The organism is Methylacidimicrobium sp. AP8 (genome assembly GCF_903064525.1).
Classification (GTDB): Bacteria; Verrucomicrobiota; Verrucomicrobiia; order Methylacidiphilales; family Methylacidiphilaceae; genus Methylacidimicrobium.
Genome location: NZ_LR797830.1, coordinates 1045505 through 1062220, shown reverse-complemented (window position 1 = coordinate 1062220; position 16716 = coordinate 1045505). Strand labels below are relative to the sequence as shown.

Sequence of the window (16716 nt, the reverse complement as noted above, 5' to 3'; positions counted from 1 at the left end):
CATGTTTCGTCGACGCGTTCTCATCCTTTCCACGAGCGCCGGCACGGGGCATCTTCGCGCAGCCGAGGCGCTGGGCAAGGTCTTCCGCCGCCAACCGGAAACCGACGAAGTCCTGACCCTCGACGCCCTCAAGTTCACGAACAAGATCTTTCGCGATTTCTATTCGAGCCTCTACATCCAGCTCGTGGAAAAAGCGCCTGCCTTTCTCGGCTGGTGGTACAAGATGACCGACGAGCCGTGGAAGACCGACCGGATGCGGCTGATGCTCGATCGGCTCAATACCGGCCCGCTCGTCGAATTCCTCGAAAGCTACGCCCCCGACATCACCGTCTGCACCCACTTCCTTCCGGCGGAGCTGATCTCTCACTTGATCTCCCAGGCTCGATTGCGCACGCGCCTTTCGATTGTCGTGACCGATTTCCATTTCCATGCTATGTGGCTCTGCCGCCTTTTCCACCGTTACTTCGTCGCCACCGAAGAGACGCGCGTCCACTTGAGCCGCCTCGGTCTGCCGGAAGAGCGGATCACTGTCAGCGGGATCCCGATCGACCCCGTGTTTTCTGTGCCGCTCGCCCGCTCCGACGCGCGTCGGGCCCTGGGGGTCGACCCGCACCTCCCCCTCCTTTTGGTCTCCGCCGGCGCCCTCGGCGTCGGACCCGCAGAGGTGGTTGTCGAATCCCTCCGCAGCCTTTCCACGCTCGTCCAGATCGTGGTCATCTGCGGCAAGAACCCTTCTCTCCGCGAGCGGCTCTTGAAGACGAAAGCCGAATGGAGGGCATCTTCCCCTCTGAAAGTGTTCGGCTACACCCAAGAGATGCACCGGTGGATGGCCGCTGCCGACCTCCTGATCGGCAAGCCCGGCGGTCTTACCGCCTCAGAAGCGATGGCCAGGGGGCTGCCGATGGTCATCGTGGCCCCCATCCCCGGCCAGGAAGAGCTGAACAGCGATTACCTGCTGGAGCAGGGTGCTGCGGTCAAATGCCACGAGTTCACCACCCTCGCTTACAAGGTTGACTCCCTTCTCGGCAATCCTTCCCGCTTGCAGGTGATGCGGACGGCGGCTCGGAACGCGGCCCACCCCAACGCCGCGCAGATCATTGTCCGCCGCCTTCTCGAAGACGAAGCCCAGGAGCCAGAACCGATTTGGATCAATCGCAAACAAAAAGAACAGATCGCCCAGGCGGCCAAGGCAGTGCGACTCTAGGTAAGAGTTTCGGCCTTCCGGGAATTCCTTCCCGTGCTTTTCTTTCGGACGTCGCCACCGCCTTCCCCGAATTCCTCTGGGGTGTGGCCACTTCCGGCTATCAGCACGAGGGGGGGATCAACGGGGCCGGAGAACCTCTCAACAATTGGGCTTGGGCCGAACGGGACCGGCTGGTCGAGATCTCTGGACGGGCCAGCAATTTCTGGGAGCTGGCCGAAGCCGACCTGGAGAGGGCGGCCCGGCTTGGACTCAACTCCTTTCGGCTCGAGCTTTCCTGGAGCCGCATCCAGCCGATCCGCATTCTTCCCGACCCGGATAGGGGCGCAGCACCGCCTCCTTTCGACTCCGGCGCTCTCGAGCGGTATGCCGAGATCCTGGCCCACTGCCGTCTCCTCCGACTCGAGCCGATCGTCACTCTCCACCATTTTACCCACCCGGCTTGGCTCGGCCTGGATGCCTGGCTCCACACCGAGACGATCGACCACTACGTCGCCTATGTCCGCCATACAGTCCAATCTCTCCTCTCCCTGCTCGCCGAAAGGCACGGCGTCCTCCCGCCCCGCGTTTACCTCACGACGAACGAGCCCAACATGCTTGCGGCCTGCCACTACCTCTACGGCTATTTTCCCACCGGCCCCGCCCGAGGAGTGCACCCGGCGGCCAAGACGCTCATGCATCTGTTGGAAGCCCATATCCGCGCCTACCGCGTCATCCACGACCTCTATCGGGACACCCCGATCCGCCCGCTGGTCGGGTTCAACAATTACGCGAACAACCTCTACTGGCTCGATCAGGCGTGGCTCGACCTCCTCCACTGCCAGCACCGTGGGATCCCCAAGCAGCGGATCTTTTCCCACCTCTGGGAAAACGCCCGCCGTCTCGACCGGGAGTTCGGGCGCGCCCGATTCCCCACCCTTTCCCTCGGGCGCAGGTTCCTCGGAAGCGCCATCAAAATGCTGCAGCACTTCCTGGCTTACGCCTGCTCCCTAGGGGATAGCTGGGACCGGCTGGTCGATGTGCTCTACTCCTCCCCGAGGCGCCCGCTCGACTACATCGCCTTTGACTATTACGACCCCTTTGTCGAGCACGCCTTTCGCTGGCCTCACTGGCGGGACGAGCTCCCCCGCCAGAACAAGGCGTTCCACGAATGGCTCGTCGAAGGGTTCACGAGCAAATGGTGGGACTGGCACATGCTGCCCGAGGGACTCGCCTTTGTCGTCGAGCAGCTCCGCCGCTTCGGCCTCCCCCTGCTCATCGCCGAAAACGGAATCGCCTACCGCGGCGATGCTTCCGGCGTCCTGGAAGACCGGCCGGACGCGGTGCGGCGGACCGATTACATCCGCGCCCACGTCCAAACGGTGACCCGTCTCTGGGAGGAGGGAGCTCCGCTCTTCGGTTACCTCTACTGGTCCCTCGTCGATAACTACGAGTGGGGCAGCTATGCTCCGCGCTTCGGCCTCTACTCGGCGGGCACTCCGGGCTCCTGGGAGCGCAAGGAGAGCGGGCTTGAGGGCGAAAACCCCGCGCAGACCTACGCGGAAGAGGTGGCGCGGGCCCGAGAACGGATGAGCCGGAAAACCCTGCCATGAACCGCGATCTTCACATCTTCGTCGGAGGCCCACTCCAGACCAACGCCTACCTTTTCCCCGGCGAAGACGGCTGGATCTGCGTCGACGCGCCGCAAGGAATCGCTTCCTTTGTGCGGCAAAAAAAGCTGCGCCTGGAAACCCTCCTTCTTACCCACGGCCACTTCGACCATGTTTGGGATGCGGCCGAGCTCGTTTCCGAATTCGGAGCGGTCGCCTATGCCCATCCGGCCGACTTCCCGCTGCTTTACCATCCAGTTGTGCCGCGAAACTACGGCGTATCCGGAGAGTACCCCCCCCTCCGGCAGGTGACGCCGCTCCCGGTCCCACCGCACGGCTCGGTCCGTTGGAGCTGCAGCGGCCGCGAGTTCGTCCTCTTTCACATTCCCGGCCACTGTCCGGGTAGCACCGCCTTCTACGAACCCCGCGCCGGCCGGGTCTTCGACGGCGACATCCTCTTCGCCGGCGGCGTCGGCCGCTGGGATCTGCCCGGCGGCTCCCGGCAGGAGCTCCTCGAGGGCATCCGCCGCTACCTGCTCCGGCTCCCTCCGGAAACCGAGGTCTTCCCCGGCCATGGACGTCCGACGACAATCGGTCTGGAGAAGGCGACCAACCCCTTTCTGCAAGAGGGAGCGGCATAGCCCGCTTGTGCTCCTCCCCATCCGTTTCCCTTCCGAAGCTGGCCGACCCACAAAAGAACGTGACTTTTGCCCCGGGTGCGGGCTTCTGTGAAGAAGATGAAAACGGAATCCCTCGAAGGGAAAACCGGCCTCGTCTTCGGAGTGGCCAACAAGAGAAGCCTCGCTTGGGCGATCGCGCAGGCCTGGAGCGCGGCCGGCGCCTCGCTCGTCCTCGGCTACCAAGGAGAACGGTTGCGCGAAAATGTCGAAGAGCTGGCTCGGTCCCTGCCGGCGCCGGGAAAAGCGATCGGCTGTGACGTCGGCGACGATCGGCAGCTCGATTCCTTTTTCGCCGAGGTCGCGGCTGCAACGCCTACCGTCGACCTAGTCCTGCACAGCGTCGCCTTTGCGCCGAAGGAGGCGCTTGACGGCGAGCTTTCCGACGTCAAGCGGACCGATTTCCTTACTACCTTCGACATCAGCGTCTATTCGTTTCTGGCGATCGCGCGGCGCGCGAAGGGGCTCATGACTCGCGGCGGGCTGTTGCTAACCCTCACCTACTACGGGTCGGAGAAGGTGACGCCGCAATATCATATCATGGGAACCGCCAAGGCGGCCTTGGAAGCCTCGGTCCGCTATCTGGCCTACGAGCTCGGGCCGCGGGGGATCCGGGTCAACGCGCTGAGCCCGGGTCCGGTCAACACCCTCGCCGCCCGCGGGATCCCGGGCTTTACCCGGATGCTCAAGCATCACCAGGAGAAGGCTCCCTTGCGGAAGCTGGTGGAGCCGGCGGAAATCGGGGCTGCCGCCGTCTTTCTGGCCAGCGAAGGAGGAGCCGCGATCACCGGGCAGACGATCTATCTCGACGGCGGCTATTCGATCCTGGGCGCCTAGCCGCCGGCTGCCGAGGGTGTGTGTTTTACCGTGAATCCGCATCGCGTCATCCTTTGGGATATCGACGGCACGCTTCTGCATAGCGGAGGGGCAGGAGAGAGGGCGATCATCCGTACCGCCCGGACCCTCTACGGAAAAGATCTCGCCCTGCACGAGCTGGACTACCGGGGCCAAACCGATTCCCGGATCGTCCGGCAGATCTTCACGCGGTTCGGAATCCCCTGGTCCGAAGAGAACGTGGTCCGATTCCGCGACACCTACCTCGAACATCTGCAGGAAGAGATCGCGGCCTGCTCCGGACAGGTCTTTCCCGGGGTGGAGCCGATGCTTTCCACGATCGAACAGACACCGGGTTGGACGCAGGGTCTGCTCACGGGAAACTTCGAGCGCGGAGCCGAGATCAAGCTCGACCGCTTCGGGCTGCGACGTTTCTTCGCGTTCGGCTCCTTCGGTGACAGGCGGGAGTGTCGGAACGAGGTGGCGCGGGCCGCCTTCGCGTTCCTCCGGGAGCGATGGGGCGATACCCTCTGCGCCCGGCAGATCTTCTTGATCGGCGATACCCCTTACGACGTGCTTTGCGCGCAAGCAATCGGCGCCTATTCTATCGCCGTGGCCACCGGGGGCTATTCCCTCTCGGAGCTCGCCGCCTATCGGCCGACCCTGCTGTTGCCGGATTTGGCCCAGTTCAAGCCGGTGCTCGCCCTCGTCGGTGGGTGCTCCTGAGACCGATCCGCATCACAACGGAGGGCAGAAGCGCGAGGCGACGTAAGGGGGGTATGGAGCCGGAGTCCGGAGGCAAAGGAATGGTGCCGGTATTTGACGTAACGGTCATCGGCGGAGGCAGCGCGGGCTTCGCCGCGGCGCGGACTGCGGCCGCCATGGGGGCGCGCACAGCCTTGGTGGACGGAGCGGAGCGACTGGGCGGCCTCTGTATCCTGGCCGGCTGCATGCCGACCAAGGCCCTGCTCGAAGCGAGTCGGCGCTGGCACGACAGCCGGGAGGCGGGGCTCTTCGGCCTGGAGGTGCGGCCGGTACGAGCCGATTTTTCCGCAATCCTGGCCCGGACCCGGCGGCTCGTCTCGGAGTTTGCCGCCGACCGTCAAAAAGACCTCGCCAAAGGCGGCTTCCGGCTGATCCGCGCCCACGCCGCCTTTCTCGACGCCGATCACGTCGAGCTGACCCACCGGGACGGTCAGAAGAGCCGCCTGCGCAGCAAGACCTTCGTGATCGCCACCGGATCACGGATCAGCCCTCCCCCTGCCCGAGCTCCGGGAGGTGGGCTTCTGGGACAGTAACACCGTCCTCGAGCAGGACAAGCTCCCGGAAAGCCTCATCGTGTTGGGCGGCGGGCCGGTCGCCGTCGAATACGCCCAGTTCTTTGCCAGGCTCGGCACCGCCGTCTCTCTCGTCCAGCGGGGAGCCCATCTCCTCAAACGGTTCGATCCGGACCTCGCCGTCGTACTGGAAGAGGCCTTTCGGGAAGAGGGGATCGAGCTTTTCACCCACGCCTCCCTTCTTTCCGCGGACCGGTGCGGAGAGCGGAAGCGGCTCCGCATCGTCCGACAGGAAGCAGTCCAGGACTTGGTGGCCGAGGAGATTTTCTTGGCCACCGGGCGGTCCCCGGCCGTAGAAGGGCTCCGCCTCTCGGCCGCCGGGATCAAAGCGCATTCTCGGGCTCCCGCCATCGATGCCGAAATGCGGACATGCGTGCTCCACATCTTCGCCGCAGGCGACGTTACCGGAATCGAGGAGGTCGTCCACATCGCAGTGCTCCAAGGAGAGGCGGCCGGAGAGAATGCGGCCCGGCAGGCGATGGGCCTCGGCGGACCGTTTCGCCGCCTCGATTACCGGCTTGCGATGGAAATTGTCTTTACCGAACCGCAAATGGCCCGCCTGGGCCTGACCGAGGCCGCTGCGCGCCTCGCCGGCCGCCCGGTGGTTGTCGCCCGGTACCCTTTCGCCGATCACGGCAAATCGATTCTGATGGGACGAACCAAAGGCTTCGTCAAGCTGCTGGCGGACCCCGAGAACGGCGAGCTCCTCGGGGCGGGGATCGCGGGCCCCGAAGCGTCGGAGCTCATCCATGAGCTCGTCGCCCTCCAGTCCGTCCGCGCCACGGCAGGCGACTTGGCCCGGCTACCCCACTATCATCCCACCCTCTCCGAGATTCTGACCTATCCGGCCGAAGAGATCGATCGGCTGGTCGCCCGGCGCCGGGCGTCCGGGTCTCCCGCCCTCGACGGAAGCCGATGAACCCATGATCCGCTGCCGCCACCGCCTGCATTTCTTCAACACCCTCTCCCGTCGGCGGGAGGAGTTCCAACCGCTCTCCCCGCCCAAGGTCCGCCTTTACGCCTGCGGTCCGACGGTCTATGGACGGGCCCACATCGGGAACTTCCGGACCTTTCTCTTCGTCGACCTTCTCCGGCGGGTCCTCCGGCTTTTCGGCTTCGAGCCCGAATCGGTCATGAATTACACCGACGTCGACGACAAGACGATCGCCGCGGCGCGGGCGGCATCCCTTCCGCTCCGGGAATTCACGAGCCGGTACATCCGCCTCTTCGAGGAAGACCTGAAGATCCTTCACATCCTGCTCCCGGATCACCACCCCAAGGCGACCGACCACATCGGGATCATGATCGCCCTGATCGAGGAGCTGCTTCGGAAAGGACATGCCTACGTAGGCGAAGACGGCTCGGTCTACTTCCGGATCAGCTCCTACCCTAACTACGGGAAGCTCGCCCACCTCGATCGCCAGGGGCTCCAGCCCGGCACCCGGATTGCGGAGGATGAATACATCAAGGAGAGCGTGGGCGACTTCGCCCTCTGGAAAGCCTGGAAGCCCGAGGATGGGGAGGTCGGTTGGGATTCTCCCTGGGGCAGAGGGAGGCCCGGCTGGCATATCGAGTGCTCGGCCATGAGCATGCATTACCTGGGGCAGGAGTTCGACATCCATTGCGGCGGCGTCGATCTGATCTTCCCGCACCATGAAAACGAGATCGCGCAGAGCTGCTGCGCGACCGGAAAGGCTTTCGTCCGCACCTGGCTCCACTGCAGCCACATGCTCGTCGACGGAGAGAAGATGTCCAAATCCCTCGGCAACACCTACTCGGTCGAGGACATCCTCTCCAAAGGCTACACCGGCCGCCATCTTCGCTTCCTCCTGCTCACGTCCGCCCACTACCGCCAGACCTTGAACTTCACCTGGGATGGCCTCGCCGCGGCCAAGGCGGCCGTCGAACGGATCGACGACTGGACGGCGCGCTGGCGCACCCTTCCCGCCGAACGGTTCGCTGCCGGGTCTCCGGTCGGCAACGAGTTCCTGGACAAATTCTGCGCCTCCCTGGCCGACGACCTCAACCTCCCGGAGGCTCTGGGCCATTTCTTCGAATTCCTCCGCGCCACCAACCGGGCCATCGATCTCGGCGCCCCTCTGCCGGATCTGCCGTCGATCTGGAAGGCGATCGATGCCATCCTCGGCCTCGGCGAGCCGCAGGATGCGATCCCGCCGCACGTGCAGGAGATGGCCGCCCGGCGGGCGGAGGCGCGGAAGCGGAAGGATTGGCCGCAGAGCGACTTGCTGCGGGAAGCGATCGAAAAGGAGGGATGGACCGTCCGGGATACCCCCGGCGGCCAGGAGCTCCGGAGGAAATGAGCCTCCCCCGACCGATCCGCCTGATCACCTTCGAGGGGTCGGAAGGAGCCGGCAAGTCGACCCAAGTCCGCCGGCTCGAAGCCCGGCTGCGCGCTTTGGGCCACCGGGTCCTCACCGTCCGGGAGCCGGGCGGCACTCTGCTTGGGGAGCGGCTCCGCGCCTTGCTCAAGGAGCGAACCCCCGAACTTTCGATCTGTCCGGAAGCCGAACTCCTCCTCTTCCTGGCCGCACGGGCGCAGGTCGTCCGGGAAGCCATCGAACCCGCCTTGCGCAACCAATCCTGGGTCCTTTCGGATCGCTTCTCCGACTCGACACTCGCATACCAGGGATCGGGACGGGGCTTTCCGGCCCCCCTCCTCCGCTCGCTCAACGAGATCGCCTGCGCGGGCCTCACCCCGGGGATGACCTTCGTCCTCGACATCTCCTCGGCGGAGGGAAGAGCCCGCATCGCCCGGCGCGCGGCAGCGGGCGCTTCGACCGACCGGATGGAAACGGAGCCGCCCGAATTCTTCGAGCGGGTTCGGGCCGCCTATCGAAAGCTGGCCGAGAGCGAGCCCGGCCGCATCGTGCTCATCGACGCCAGCGGATCCGAGGAGGAGATCGCCACCCGCATCTGGGAGAACGTAAGCCGTGTCTTTGGACTCTGACACCATTCTCCTTCGCCTTCGAGAGGCTTTAGCCGCAGACCGCCTCGCCCATGCCTACCTTCTGCTTGGTTCCTCTTCCGTTCAACTCAAGGCGCTCGCGCTCCGGATCGCCGAACTCTTGCTTGGGCCCCGTCCGGAGATCCATCCCGACTTCCACCTGGTGGAGCCCGAGTCCCGGTTGCGCCGCATTCCGGTGGAACGGATGCGGTCGCTTATGGCGATGCTCGCGCTCAAGCCGTATAGCAGCCGTTTCCGCGTGGCGCTGGTCTGCGACGCCGAGCGGATGTGCCTCGGAGGCGGGGAAGCGGCGAACTCCTTCTTGAAAATGCTGGAAGAGCCGCCCCGGGATGTGGTGATCTTGCTCACCAGCACTCAGCCCCAGATGCTCCTTCCCACGGTCTCCTCCCGCTGCCTCTCGCTGGCTGTGCGGGCGGAGCGACGCGCCACCGCGCCGGAGGATCCGCGGCACGCCCGATTTCTGGCCGACTGGTTTAGTCCGGATCCGGGCCTTCTGCGGGCGTTCCGGCGCGCAGCCCTGCTGGAAAACACTGTGCTCGAGATCCGCAAAGAGATCGAAGGCAAAGTGAGCGAAGCGGACGAGAACGAACCCGAGGAGATCCGTGCGTCGTTCATCGAATCGGAAGTCGACCTCCGGCGCGAGCAGCTGCTGGCGCAACTGGAGGAGGCCTACGCGAAGGCGGCCGATCCGGAACGAGGAGAAGTGCCGGGTCGGGAGATTCGGATCCTCGAGGAGCTGCTGCGGGATCTCCGGGGGGGGCTCGACCCGGGACTCGCATACACCCGAGCTTGCCTCGAGATCGAGGGGTCGACCAAGATGAGCCCATCTCCCCGTAGGGAACCTTCATGGATACGAAAGAAATTGCCGAACTGATCGAGTTGATGGCCAAAGGGAACCTTTCGGAGCTCGAGGTGGAGCGCGAGGGATTCCGGATACGGCTCCGAAAGGAACCGCCGCCGGCCGCGGCCCACCCCCATATCGTCTATCCTTCCCACGCCGCGCTCGTCCCGCCCGAAAAGCTCAAGGAGCTGGCAGCGCCCGCGGCCGAAACCATCCGCGAGATCCGTTCCCCCATGGTCGGCGTTTTCTACCGTTCTCCCTCGCCCGACTCGGCCCCCTACGTCGAGGTTGGCCAGGAGGTCAACGAAAACACGGTCGTCTGCATTATCGAGGCGATGAAGGTCATGAACGAGATCAAGGCCGAGATGCGCGGCATTATCACCGAGGTCCTCGCCGAAAACGGCAAGCCGGTGGACTTCGACCGTCCCCTCTTTCGGGTTCGCCCGTTGCCTTAGGCGCCCTTTTCGCCCAACGGAAGGACGGTCGCCGCGAACTGCCTACCGCCGCTTGCCTTCCGCCCCTCCTTGAGCGATTCTTTGTCGTGCTCGAGGGCGAGGCGATGGGCAAGGAGGAGAACGCAGCGGAAATTTTAGCCTCTCAGTCGGCCGCGGACCGGCCGCACCCCCTGGTTGCGGCTGTTTTCCCCGGCGGGACGAAGCGCTTCCTCGCGGCGGTAGGGCTTCTCGGTCTGCTCGCGGCGCTCTTCGCCGGGCTCAAGTGGTACATCGACTCTCTGGCCCGAGTCGCGGTCACCGTCCCCCCGCACAGCTTCCTTAGCATCACCCCCGCCCTGGCCGGCATCCCCTACGAAGACTGGCGGATCACAAGCGAAGACGGACTCCAGCTGGCGGCCTGGTTCGTTCCGCCCGAGGGCACCCCGACCAAGCCCCCGCTCATCGTGGTGCACGGACTCGGAGCCAGCAAGGAATTCCAGATCAACTACATCGTGTTAGGACACCGGCTCGGTTTCCCTGTGCTCGCCGTCGACCTCCGGGGTCACGGGCAGAGCGAGAGGACCATAACCACCCTCGGGTGGAAAGAGCCGGATGATCTCAAGGCCTGGACGGATCGATTGGCCGGCAAGGGGCTCTCGCATCCGCTGGTGTGGGGAACCTCCCTCGGTGCGGTCACGGCCTTGCGTTTCGCTTCCGAGGACCCGCGGGTAGCTGGGGTGATCGCGGACGCCCCCTTCGACAACCTGCGCAACTCGATGGCCGTCCACGCCCGGCTCTTCTTCGGCCTTCCCGCCTTTCCTTTTGTCGATCTCGTCTCCTGGGAGCTCGAGCGGCTCTATTCCCTCGACCCGAGCAAGGTCGACTGCGTGGAAGCCGCTCGGCACATTCATGCGCCGATTCTTGTCCTCGCGGCCGAGGAAGACCGCCGGATGCCGGTCGACGTCGTGCATAAGATCTACGATGCTGCGCCGGAGCCGAAACGGTGGTGGGTGATTCCTCATGCCTCCCACGAGGAGCGGACCTTTGCCTCCGACTTCCGCCGTGTCGTCACCGATTTCCTCGAATTTGCGGCCGCCTATCCGGCGACCGCCCGCTGACCACCGTTTCCCTCCCCGAAGGGAAGCGGCGCCCCTCCATCGGTCCGGGCATCCTTCGCCTCGTTCCCGCCATGGACGGCCGGCGGAAATCACGCTTCTCCTCCGTATTCCCTCCCCTTTACTTCGGCAAAAAGATCACCTCGACCGGCTCGCCGACCTCGACGCATTCCGACTCCTCCGGCAGGAGAGCGAGGAGATCCGCGGCGGCGGCGGGAAGAAATCCCGCGGCATCGACCGTGCTGACGGGGGCGAAGGCGGCCTCTCCCTTCGTCCCGAGGGCGAGGCGACCCGCCCAATACTCCGTGCGGCCCGCTTTCTTCGGAATCCGGGAAAGCGCGGGCAGCCGCGCCCTTTCTACCGGCTCTCTCTCCCCCATGGCCGATCGGACCCGCGGGCGGATCAGATCGTAGTAGAGGACGAAGACCGCAGCGGGCGTTCCGGGCAGGCCGAATAGGGGTTTGCCTCTCCACCGGGCGAAGAGAAAGGGGCGCCCGGGCTTGACCGCGATCTGCCGGATGACGACGGCGTTCCGCTCCGCGAGGAGCTTGCCGACGTAATCGCTTTCCCCGGCGGAGACCCCGCCGGTGGTTACCAGCAGATCGGCCTTTTCCGCGAGAGCATCGAGCCTCTCCTCCAAAACTCGGCTATCGTCATCGACGATTCCCTCATCGACCAGCACGACCCCGAGCTCGGCGAGCGCGGAGGAGAGAAAGGCCCGATTGCTGTCGTAGATCTCCCCGTGGCGGAGAGGTGCACCGACTGGCCGCAGCTCCCGGCCGGTGCAGAGGAGCCCGACGCGAAGCTTGGGATAGACCGGGACCGTGTCCTGTCCGGCGGCGGCGAGCAGCGCGAGCGCCCCGGGGCCGATCCGGGTGCCCGCGCGCAATAACTCCTGGCCCCGCAAGAAGCTCTCTCCTCTTGCCCGCACGTTTTCCCCCGCCCGCCGGCCCGCGGGCAAGATTACTCGGTCGCCGTGAAGAACAACTTCTTCTTGAGGGATCACCAAGTCGGTCCCCTCCGGCAGAACCGCCCCCGTGAAAATGCGCACGCAACTCCCTTCCGGCGGAACGCCGGCAAAGGGAGCTCCCGCCGCGGCCGTCCCTGCGACGGAGAACGCCCGACCCTCCTCGCCCAGCTCGGATGCTCTCACCGCATAGCCGTCCATCGCCGCCGTCGGTGCCAAGGGGAGATCGAAGGGAGAAACGAGGTCCCGTGCCAGGACGCGTCCGGCGCTTTGCGACAGGCTCACCTCTTCGGCAGCGTTCGGCCGATCCGCCGCCATCGCCTCCCGAAGCTTTCTTCGCGCCTCCTTGAGCGGGATCGCGCCTTTCGGAGTCGATGCCGAACCCCTGCAGCCCCCATCGGAGCGCGGGAACAGGCCGCACGCCCGGAGAATCAGCGCGGCGATCCCTTCGGCATCGTTCCGGTCGAAGGAGAGCACGCCTTCGGGAAGCACAGCTCCATCCCCTTCGGAGGCCACGGCGAGAAGATCGGGATCGTTGCGACAAAAAAGCTGACCTAAAGATGGCACGAAGAGCTCGATCTTCGGCACCCCTTCCGCCCGAAACCCTTCGATGAGGAGCAGGTCGACCGGTGTGGGGCCGAGGAGCGCGATCGCCTCCGCAATCTCCGGTTCCCTCGGCGGGGCCAGCTCTTCGATCCGGGCTAGCCGGGTCGGACCGACGAGAAGGACCGGGTTTGCGCCCGCCTCTCGCAAGCGCCGGCTGTCCTTTCCCGGGTAATCGATCTCGAAACCCTTGTGGGCATGCTTGATCGCAGCGACACGGATCCCTTTGGCCCTAAGGATCCGCAGAACCGAGCAGAGAAGGGTCGTTTTGCCCGCACCGCTCCGTCCGACGAATGCGATGGCCGGAGGCCTCCACCCTTGACTCACCGCGCCTTCCGCTCCGCAGCCGCCCTCTGCAGGATTCGCTCCCAATCCTCCGGCGCATTCACGTTCCAAAAATCGGCGGGTCGATCGGAAAAATCAACCGCCGCAGCCCCGATCGAGCGTAGAAACTCTTCGGCTCTCCGCTCTCCCCGGTCCAGAAAGTCCCGCAGGGATTCCGCGCACCGCCTCTCGAAGAGCGCGCAGAGAAACTGTCCGCGCGCCCCGTCGTGCGCGAAGGCGCCCCTTGCGCCCGTGGCGTTCATTCTGAGGAAGAGCCGCACGACCAAGTCGTCCGGCAGGAACGGCGAGTCTCCCGGAGCGGCTAGAAGAAGCGACAAGTCCGGCGGGAGAGCCTCCCAGGCCGCTTCGACGCCGGCCAAAGGACCAGTGCCGGAGCGCCGGTCGGGAAGAACCGGCAGCCCCGCGGCCGCATAGCGGTTGCTTTCCCGATTGGCGCTGACGGCGATCCAGCTCACCTGCGGCCGCAGCCGCTCCGCGGCATGGACCCAGAGAGGCTTGCCGAGCAGAGGGAGAAGGCACTTTTCTATGCCGCCCATCCGCCGTCCCTGACCGCCGCAAAGAAGAACCGCGCCCGCCTTCGCGGCGATCTTTTCCCCGAGATCGGCCGCCGGAACTTCCGCTTCAGGAGGCGCCACCCGAGACAGGCTTCCGAAGGCGGCCCAGAGCCGCGCGCACGAGCTCCGATAGATCCTTGCCGTCCCGCTCGGCATAGTGGAGGAGCTTTTCCCGCATCGACGGAGTCCAAAACCTCCGCAAATGATCGGCGATTCCGTCCGCCGCTTCGTCCGGGGAAGGATAGCTGCTGAAGAATTCGCCGATCTGGTTCGCCATCCGCACCAAGTCTTCGATCATGCGCTCCCTTCCGCTATTCCCCGGCAGCCGGAACGGCCTCCCGCCGTTTCAGGGTTTTCCCGTTCTCCCGCTCTTTGGCAGGCGTCGGCTCGAACACCCGGGTCACCTGCACCGCCGTGACCTTGTATTCGGGGCAGTTGGTTGCCCAGTCGGAGTTCTCGGTCGTCAGCACGTTCGTCCGGTTTTCCGGAAAATGGAAGGTGGCGTATACCGTTCCCGGTGCCACCCGATCGGTAACGCGGCAACGCATGATCACGCTTCCCTTCCGGCTCCGCAGCTCCGTCTTGTCCCCGTCCCGGATGCCGCGTTCCTCCGCATCGCTCGGATGGATCTCGAGCAGGTCCTCCCGGCTCCAAGTCGCGTTCGCCGTCCGGCGGGTCTGCGTTCCGACGTTGTAGTGAAAGAGGATCCGACCCGTGGTCAAGAGCAGCGGGAAGCGGCTGGAAGCCTTCTCCTTCGTCGGCACGTAGCCCGTCAGGGCGAAGAACCCTTTCCCCCGGACGAACTCCTCCTCGTGCAGGATCGGAGTGCCTTCGGGAGCTTTGTCGTTGCACGGCCACTGGATCGAGCCGAGCCGCGCGATCTTCTCGTGGCTCACGCCGTGGAAGGTCGGAGTCAATCGCGCGATTTCGTCCATGATCTCGGAGGCGTGACGGTAGTGCATCGGATAGCCCATCGCCTGGGCGATCTCTTGCACCACCTCCCACTCCTGCTTGCCGCAGAGCGGCGGCATAACCTGGCGGACCAGCTGGATGCGGCGCTCGGCATTGGTGAAAGTCCCGTCCTTCTCGAGGAAGGAGCAGCCCGGCAGAAAGACGTGGGCGTATTTGGAGCTCTCGTTGAGAAAGAGATCGTGGAGGACGACCAGCTCCATCTTCCGCAGCCCTTCGATGACATGGGAAGCATCCGGATCGGACTGCACCAGATCTTCTCCGTGCATGTAGAGGGCCTTGAACTCTCCGGCCGCAGCGGCGCTGAGCATGTTGGTGATCCGGAAGCCCGGCTCCGGATCGATCTCCACGCCCCACTCCTCCTCGAAGCGTCTTCGGGCCGCTTCATCCGAGATATGCCGGTAGCCCGACAGCTCGTGGGGGAAAGAGCCCATGTCGCAGGCTCCCTGGACGTTATTTTGGCCGCGCAACGGATTGACACCGGCCCCGTCCAAGCCGACGTTTCCGGTCAACATCGCAAGATTGGCCAAGCACATGACACCGGTCGATCCTTGGGAATGCTCGGTCACACCCAGGCCGTAGTAGATCGCCGCCGGACGGATCGTCGCGTAGAGGCGCGCTGCGGCGCGGATGGCGTCGGCGGAAACCCCGGTGACCGGGGCCATCGCCTCGGGTGAGTTCTCCGGCCGCAGAATGAAGTCCCGCCACTTCGCATAGGAGACCGGATCGCAGCGGCTCTCGATGTACTGCCGGTTCTCCAGACCCTCCTCGAGAATCGCATGCGCCATCGCATTGAGCAGGGCGACATTGGTGCCCGGCCGAAGCGCCAGATGGATATCCGCCTGGATGTGGGGGTTGCGCACGAGGTCGATGCGGCGCGGATCGGCGACGATCAGCTTCGCCCCCGCCCGCAACCTCCGCTTCATGCGGGAGCCGAACACCGGATGGCCGTCGGTCGGATTCGCTCCGATGACGAAGATGAGGTTTGCGGAATCGACAGAGTCGAACGGATTGGTCCCGGCCGATTCCCCGAAGGCCTTTTTGAGACCGTAGCCGGTCGGAGAATGGCAGACCCGGGCACAGGTATCGATGTTGTTGTTGCGGAAGACCGCCCGAACCAGCTTCTGGACGATATAGTCCTCCTCGTTGGTGCAACGGGAGGAGCTTACGGCTCCGATCGAATTCCGCCCGTACCGCTCGCGAATGCGGAGGAACTCGGATGCCACGTACTGGATCGCCTCGGGCCAGCTCACCACTTGCCAGGGATCTTCGATCCGCTTCCGGATCATCGGCTTGGTCACTCGGTCCTTGGAGGAGGCGTACGACCAGGCGAAGCGCCCCTTCACGCAGGAGTGGCCGTGGTTGGAAAGGCTCTCCTTATTCGGCGTCATCCGCACGACGGTCGTCCCTTTGGTTTCCGCATGGAAAGAGCAGCCGACGCCGCAGTAGGCACAGGTGGTGTCGGTCGACTCGCTCGGCAGGCCCAGTTCGATCACCGCCTTTTCCATCAACGCCGAGGTCGGGCAGGCGTAGACGCAGGCCCCGCAAGAGACGCACTCCGAGCTCAGGAACTCGCCCGTGGGGCCGGGCATGATCACCGAATCGAACCCGCGGCCCTCGACGGTCAGGGCGAAGGTCCCCTGAATCTCATCGCAAGCGCGCACGCATCGGGAACAGACGATGCACTTGGCGGGATCGAAAGTAAAATACGGGTTGCTCGTGTCCTTTTCGGCCTGAAGATGGTTCTTCCCGGCATATCCGTAGCGGACTTCGCGCAAGCCCACGTCTCCGGCCATGTCCTGGAGCTCGCAATCCCCGTCCGCCGGGCAGGTGAGGCAATCGAGCGGATGGTCGGAGATGTAGAGCTCCATGACCCCCCGCCGCAGCTTCGCCAACCTCTCCGAATAGGTCCTTACCTTCATTCCCGGCTCGACGGTGGTGGTGCAAGAAGCGGGAAAGCCCCTCTTCCCTTCGATTTCCACCAGGCAGAGCCGGCAGGAGCCGAAGGGCTCGAGGCTGTCGGTCGCGCAGAGCTTCGGAATGCCCACCCCGGCGAGCCCGGCTGCGCGCAGCACCGAAGTCCCTTCAGGAACGGTGATCTCCTTCCCATCGATCGACACCGTCACTTGCCGCCCCTCCACGCGCGGTTCCCCGCAATGGCCGTTGAGGCCGTGGTGGGGGCCGTGCCCGCCGCATTCGCAGCCGCGGCTCGGCGTTCCCAAATCGACGTGTCTCTGCATCAGCATATGATCTCCCTCCGCTTT

Annotated in this window: 16 protein-coding genes; 12 read left to right on the top strand and 4 right to left on the bottom strand. The window is 65.0% G+C overall.

Annotated elements, in window-relative coordinates; all coding sequences use genetic code 11:
• Position 1 precedes the first annotated feature (1 nt).
• The 12 genes from MTHMO_RS04820 (at position 2) to MTHMO_RS04765 (ending at position 11017) form a co-directional block, all read left to right on the top strand.
• Positions 2-1204: a glycosyltransferase gene (locus MTHMO_RS04820; protein ID WP_202213770.1), complete on the top strand. Its 1203-nt coding sequence runs from the start codon at positions 2-4 to the stop codon at positions 1202-1204.
• A 23-nt stretch (positions 1205-1227) separates the two neighbouring features.
• The gene (locus MTHMO_RS04815; protein WP_202214849.1) at positions 1228-2793 is read left to right on the top strand and encodes a family 1 glycosylhydrolase; all 1566 of its coding nucleotides are present in this window, start codon (positions 1228-1230) and stop codon (positions 2791-2793) included.
• Positions 2790-3431, top strand: coding sequence for an MBL fold metallo-hydrolase (locus MTHMO_RS04810; protein WP_202213769.1), 642 nt, complete (start codon positions 2790-2792; stop codon positions 3429-3431). The genes MTHMO_RS04815 and MTHMO_RS04810 overlap by 4 nt, the downstream gene beginning before the upstream one ends.
• 96 nt (positions 3432-3527) lie before the next feature.
• Entirely contained in the window at positions 3528-4304 is a 777-nt protein-coding gene (locus tag MTHMO_RS04805) for an enoyl-ACP reductase (protein ID WP_202213768.1), read from the top strand.
• A 30-nt stretch (positions 4305-4334) separates the two neighbouring features.
• Positions 4335-5027, top strand: coding sequence for an HAD family hydrolase (locus MTHMO_RS04800; protein ID WP_202213767.1), 693 nt, complete (start codon positions 4335-4337; stop codon positions 5025-5027).
• 53 nt (positions 5028-5080) lie between these two features.
• Positions 5081-5599 carry an FAD-dependent oxidoreductase gene (locus tag MTHMO_RS11110; protein WP_370568231.1) on the top strand — a complete coding sequence of 173 codons (519 nt, stop codon included), beginning with the start codon at positions 5081-5083 and terminating at the stop codon, positions 5597-5599.
• The gene (locus tag MTHMO_RS11105) at positions 5580-6557 is read left to right on the top strand and encodes an NAD(P)/FAD-dependent oxidoreductase (protein ID WP_202213765.1); all 978 of its coding nucleotides are present in this window, start codon (positions 5580-5582) and stop codon (positions 6555-6557) included. The genes MTHMO_RS11110 and MTHMO_RS11105 overlap by 20 nt, the downstream gene beginning before the upstream one ends.
• A gap of 4 nt (positions 6558-6561) precedes the next feature.
• Positions 6562-7959, top strand: coding sequence for a cysteine--tRNA ligase (cysS, locus tag MTHMO_RS04785; protein WP_202213764.1), 1398 nt, complete (start codon positions 6562-6564; stop codon positions 7957-7959).
• Positions 7956-8606 (top strand): dTMP kinase, encoded by a 651-nt coding sequence (tmk, locus tag MTHMO_RS04780; protein WP_202213763.1) that lies wholly within the window; start codon positions 7956-7958, stop codon positions 8604-8606. Before cysS ends, tmk begins: the two co-directional genes overlap by 4 nt.
• Positions 8590-9498 (top strand): hypothetical protein, encoded by a 909-nt coding sequence (locus tag MTHMO_RS04775; RefSeq protein WP_202213762.1) that lies wholly within the window; start codon positions 8590-8592, stop codon positions 9496-9498. Before tmk ends, MTHMO_RS04775 begins: the two co-directional genes overlap by 17 nt.
• Positions 9471-9920 (top strand): acetyl-CoA carboxylase biotin carboxyl carrier protein, encoded by a 450-nt coding sequence (gene accB, locus MTHMO_RS04770; protein ID WP_202213761.1) that lies wholly within the window; start codon positions 9471-9473, stop codon positions 9918-9920. The genes MTHMO_RS04775 and accB overlap by 28 nt, the downstream gene beginning before the upstream one ends.
• 86 nt (positions 9921-10006) lie before the next feature.
• Positions 10007-11017 (top strand): alpha/beta hydrolase, encoded by a 1011-nt coding sequence (locus MTHMO_RS04765; protein ID WP_237394771.1) that lies wholly within the window; start codon positions 10007-10009, stop codon positions 11015-11017.
• A gap of 118 nt (positions 11018-11135) precedes the next feature.
• Here the strand turns inward: MTHMO_RS04765 and glp are convergent, their stop codons facing one another.
• Genes glp through fdhF form a run of 4 tightly spaced genes read right to left on the bottom strand, consistent with a single transcriptional unit; the run spans position 11136 to position 16698 of the window.
• The gene (gene glp, locus MTHMO_RS04760; RefSeq protein WP_202213760.1) at positions 11136-12911 is read right to left on the bottom strand and encodes a gephyrin-like molybdotransferase Glp; all 1776 of its coding nucleotides are present in this window, start codon (positions 12909-12911) and stop codon (positions 11136-11138) included.
• Positions 12908-13564 (bottom strand): molybdenum cofactor guanylyltransferase MobA, encoded by a 657-nt coding sequence (gene mobA, locus MTHMO_RS04755; RefSeq protein WP_202213759.1) that lies wholly within the window; start codon positions 13562-13564, stop codon positions 12908-12910. The genes glp and mobA overlap by 4 nt, the downstream gene beginning before the upstream one ends.
• Entirely contained in the window at positions 13551-13781 is a 231-nt protein-coding gene (locus MTHMO_RS04750) for a formate dehydrogenase subunit delta (RefSeq protein WP_202213758.1), read from the bottom strand. Before MTHMO_RS04750 ends, mobA begins: the two co-directional genes overlap by 14 nt.
• A gap of 13 nt (positions 13782-13794) precedes the next feature.
• Entirely contained in the window at positions 13795-16698 is a 2904-nt protein-coding gene (gene fdhF, locus MTHMO_RS04745; protein WP_202213757.1) for a formate dehydrogenase subunit alpha, read from the bottom strand.
• Positions 16699-16716: the final 18 nt, after the last annotated feature.

Coding starts and splice junctions, on each gene's coding strand:
- cysS (WP_202213764.1), top strand. CDS start 6,562: ATGATCCGCTGCCGCCACCGCCTGCATTTCTTCAACACCCTCTCCCGT.
- MTHMO_RS04805 (WP_202213768.1), top strand. CDS start 3,528: ATGAAAACGGAATCCCTCGAAGGGAAAACCGGCCTCGTCTTCGGAGTG.
- MTHMO_RS04750 (WP_202213758.1), bottom strand. CDS start 13,781: ATGATCGAAGACTTGGTGCGGATGGCGAACCAGATCGGCGAATTCTTC.
- MTHMO_RS04810 (WP_202213769.1), top strand. CDS start 2,790: ATGAACCGCGATCTTCACATCTTCGTCGGAGGCCCACTCCAGACCAAC.
- accB (WP_202213761.1), top strand. CDS start 9,471: ATGGATACGAAAGAAATTGCCGAACTGATCGAGTTGATGGCCAAAGGG.
- MTHMO_RS04820 (WP_202213770.1), top strand. CDS start 2: ATGTTTCGTCGACGCGTTCTCATCCTTTCCACGAGCGCCGGCACGGGG.
- fdhF (WP_202213757.1), bottom strand. CDS start 16,698: ATGCTGATGCAGAGACACGTCGATTTGGGAACGCCGAGCCGCGGCTGC.
- MTHMO_RS11110 (WP_370568231.1), top strand. CDS start 5,081: ATGGAGCCGGAGTCCGGAGGCAAAGGAATGGTGCCGGTATTTGACGTA.
- tmk (WP_202213763.1), top strand. CDS start 7,956: ATGAGCCTCCCCCGACCGATCCGCCTGATCACCTTCGAGGGGTCGGAA.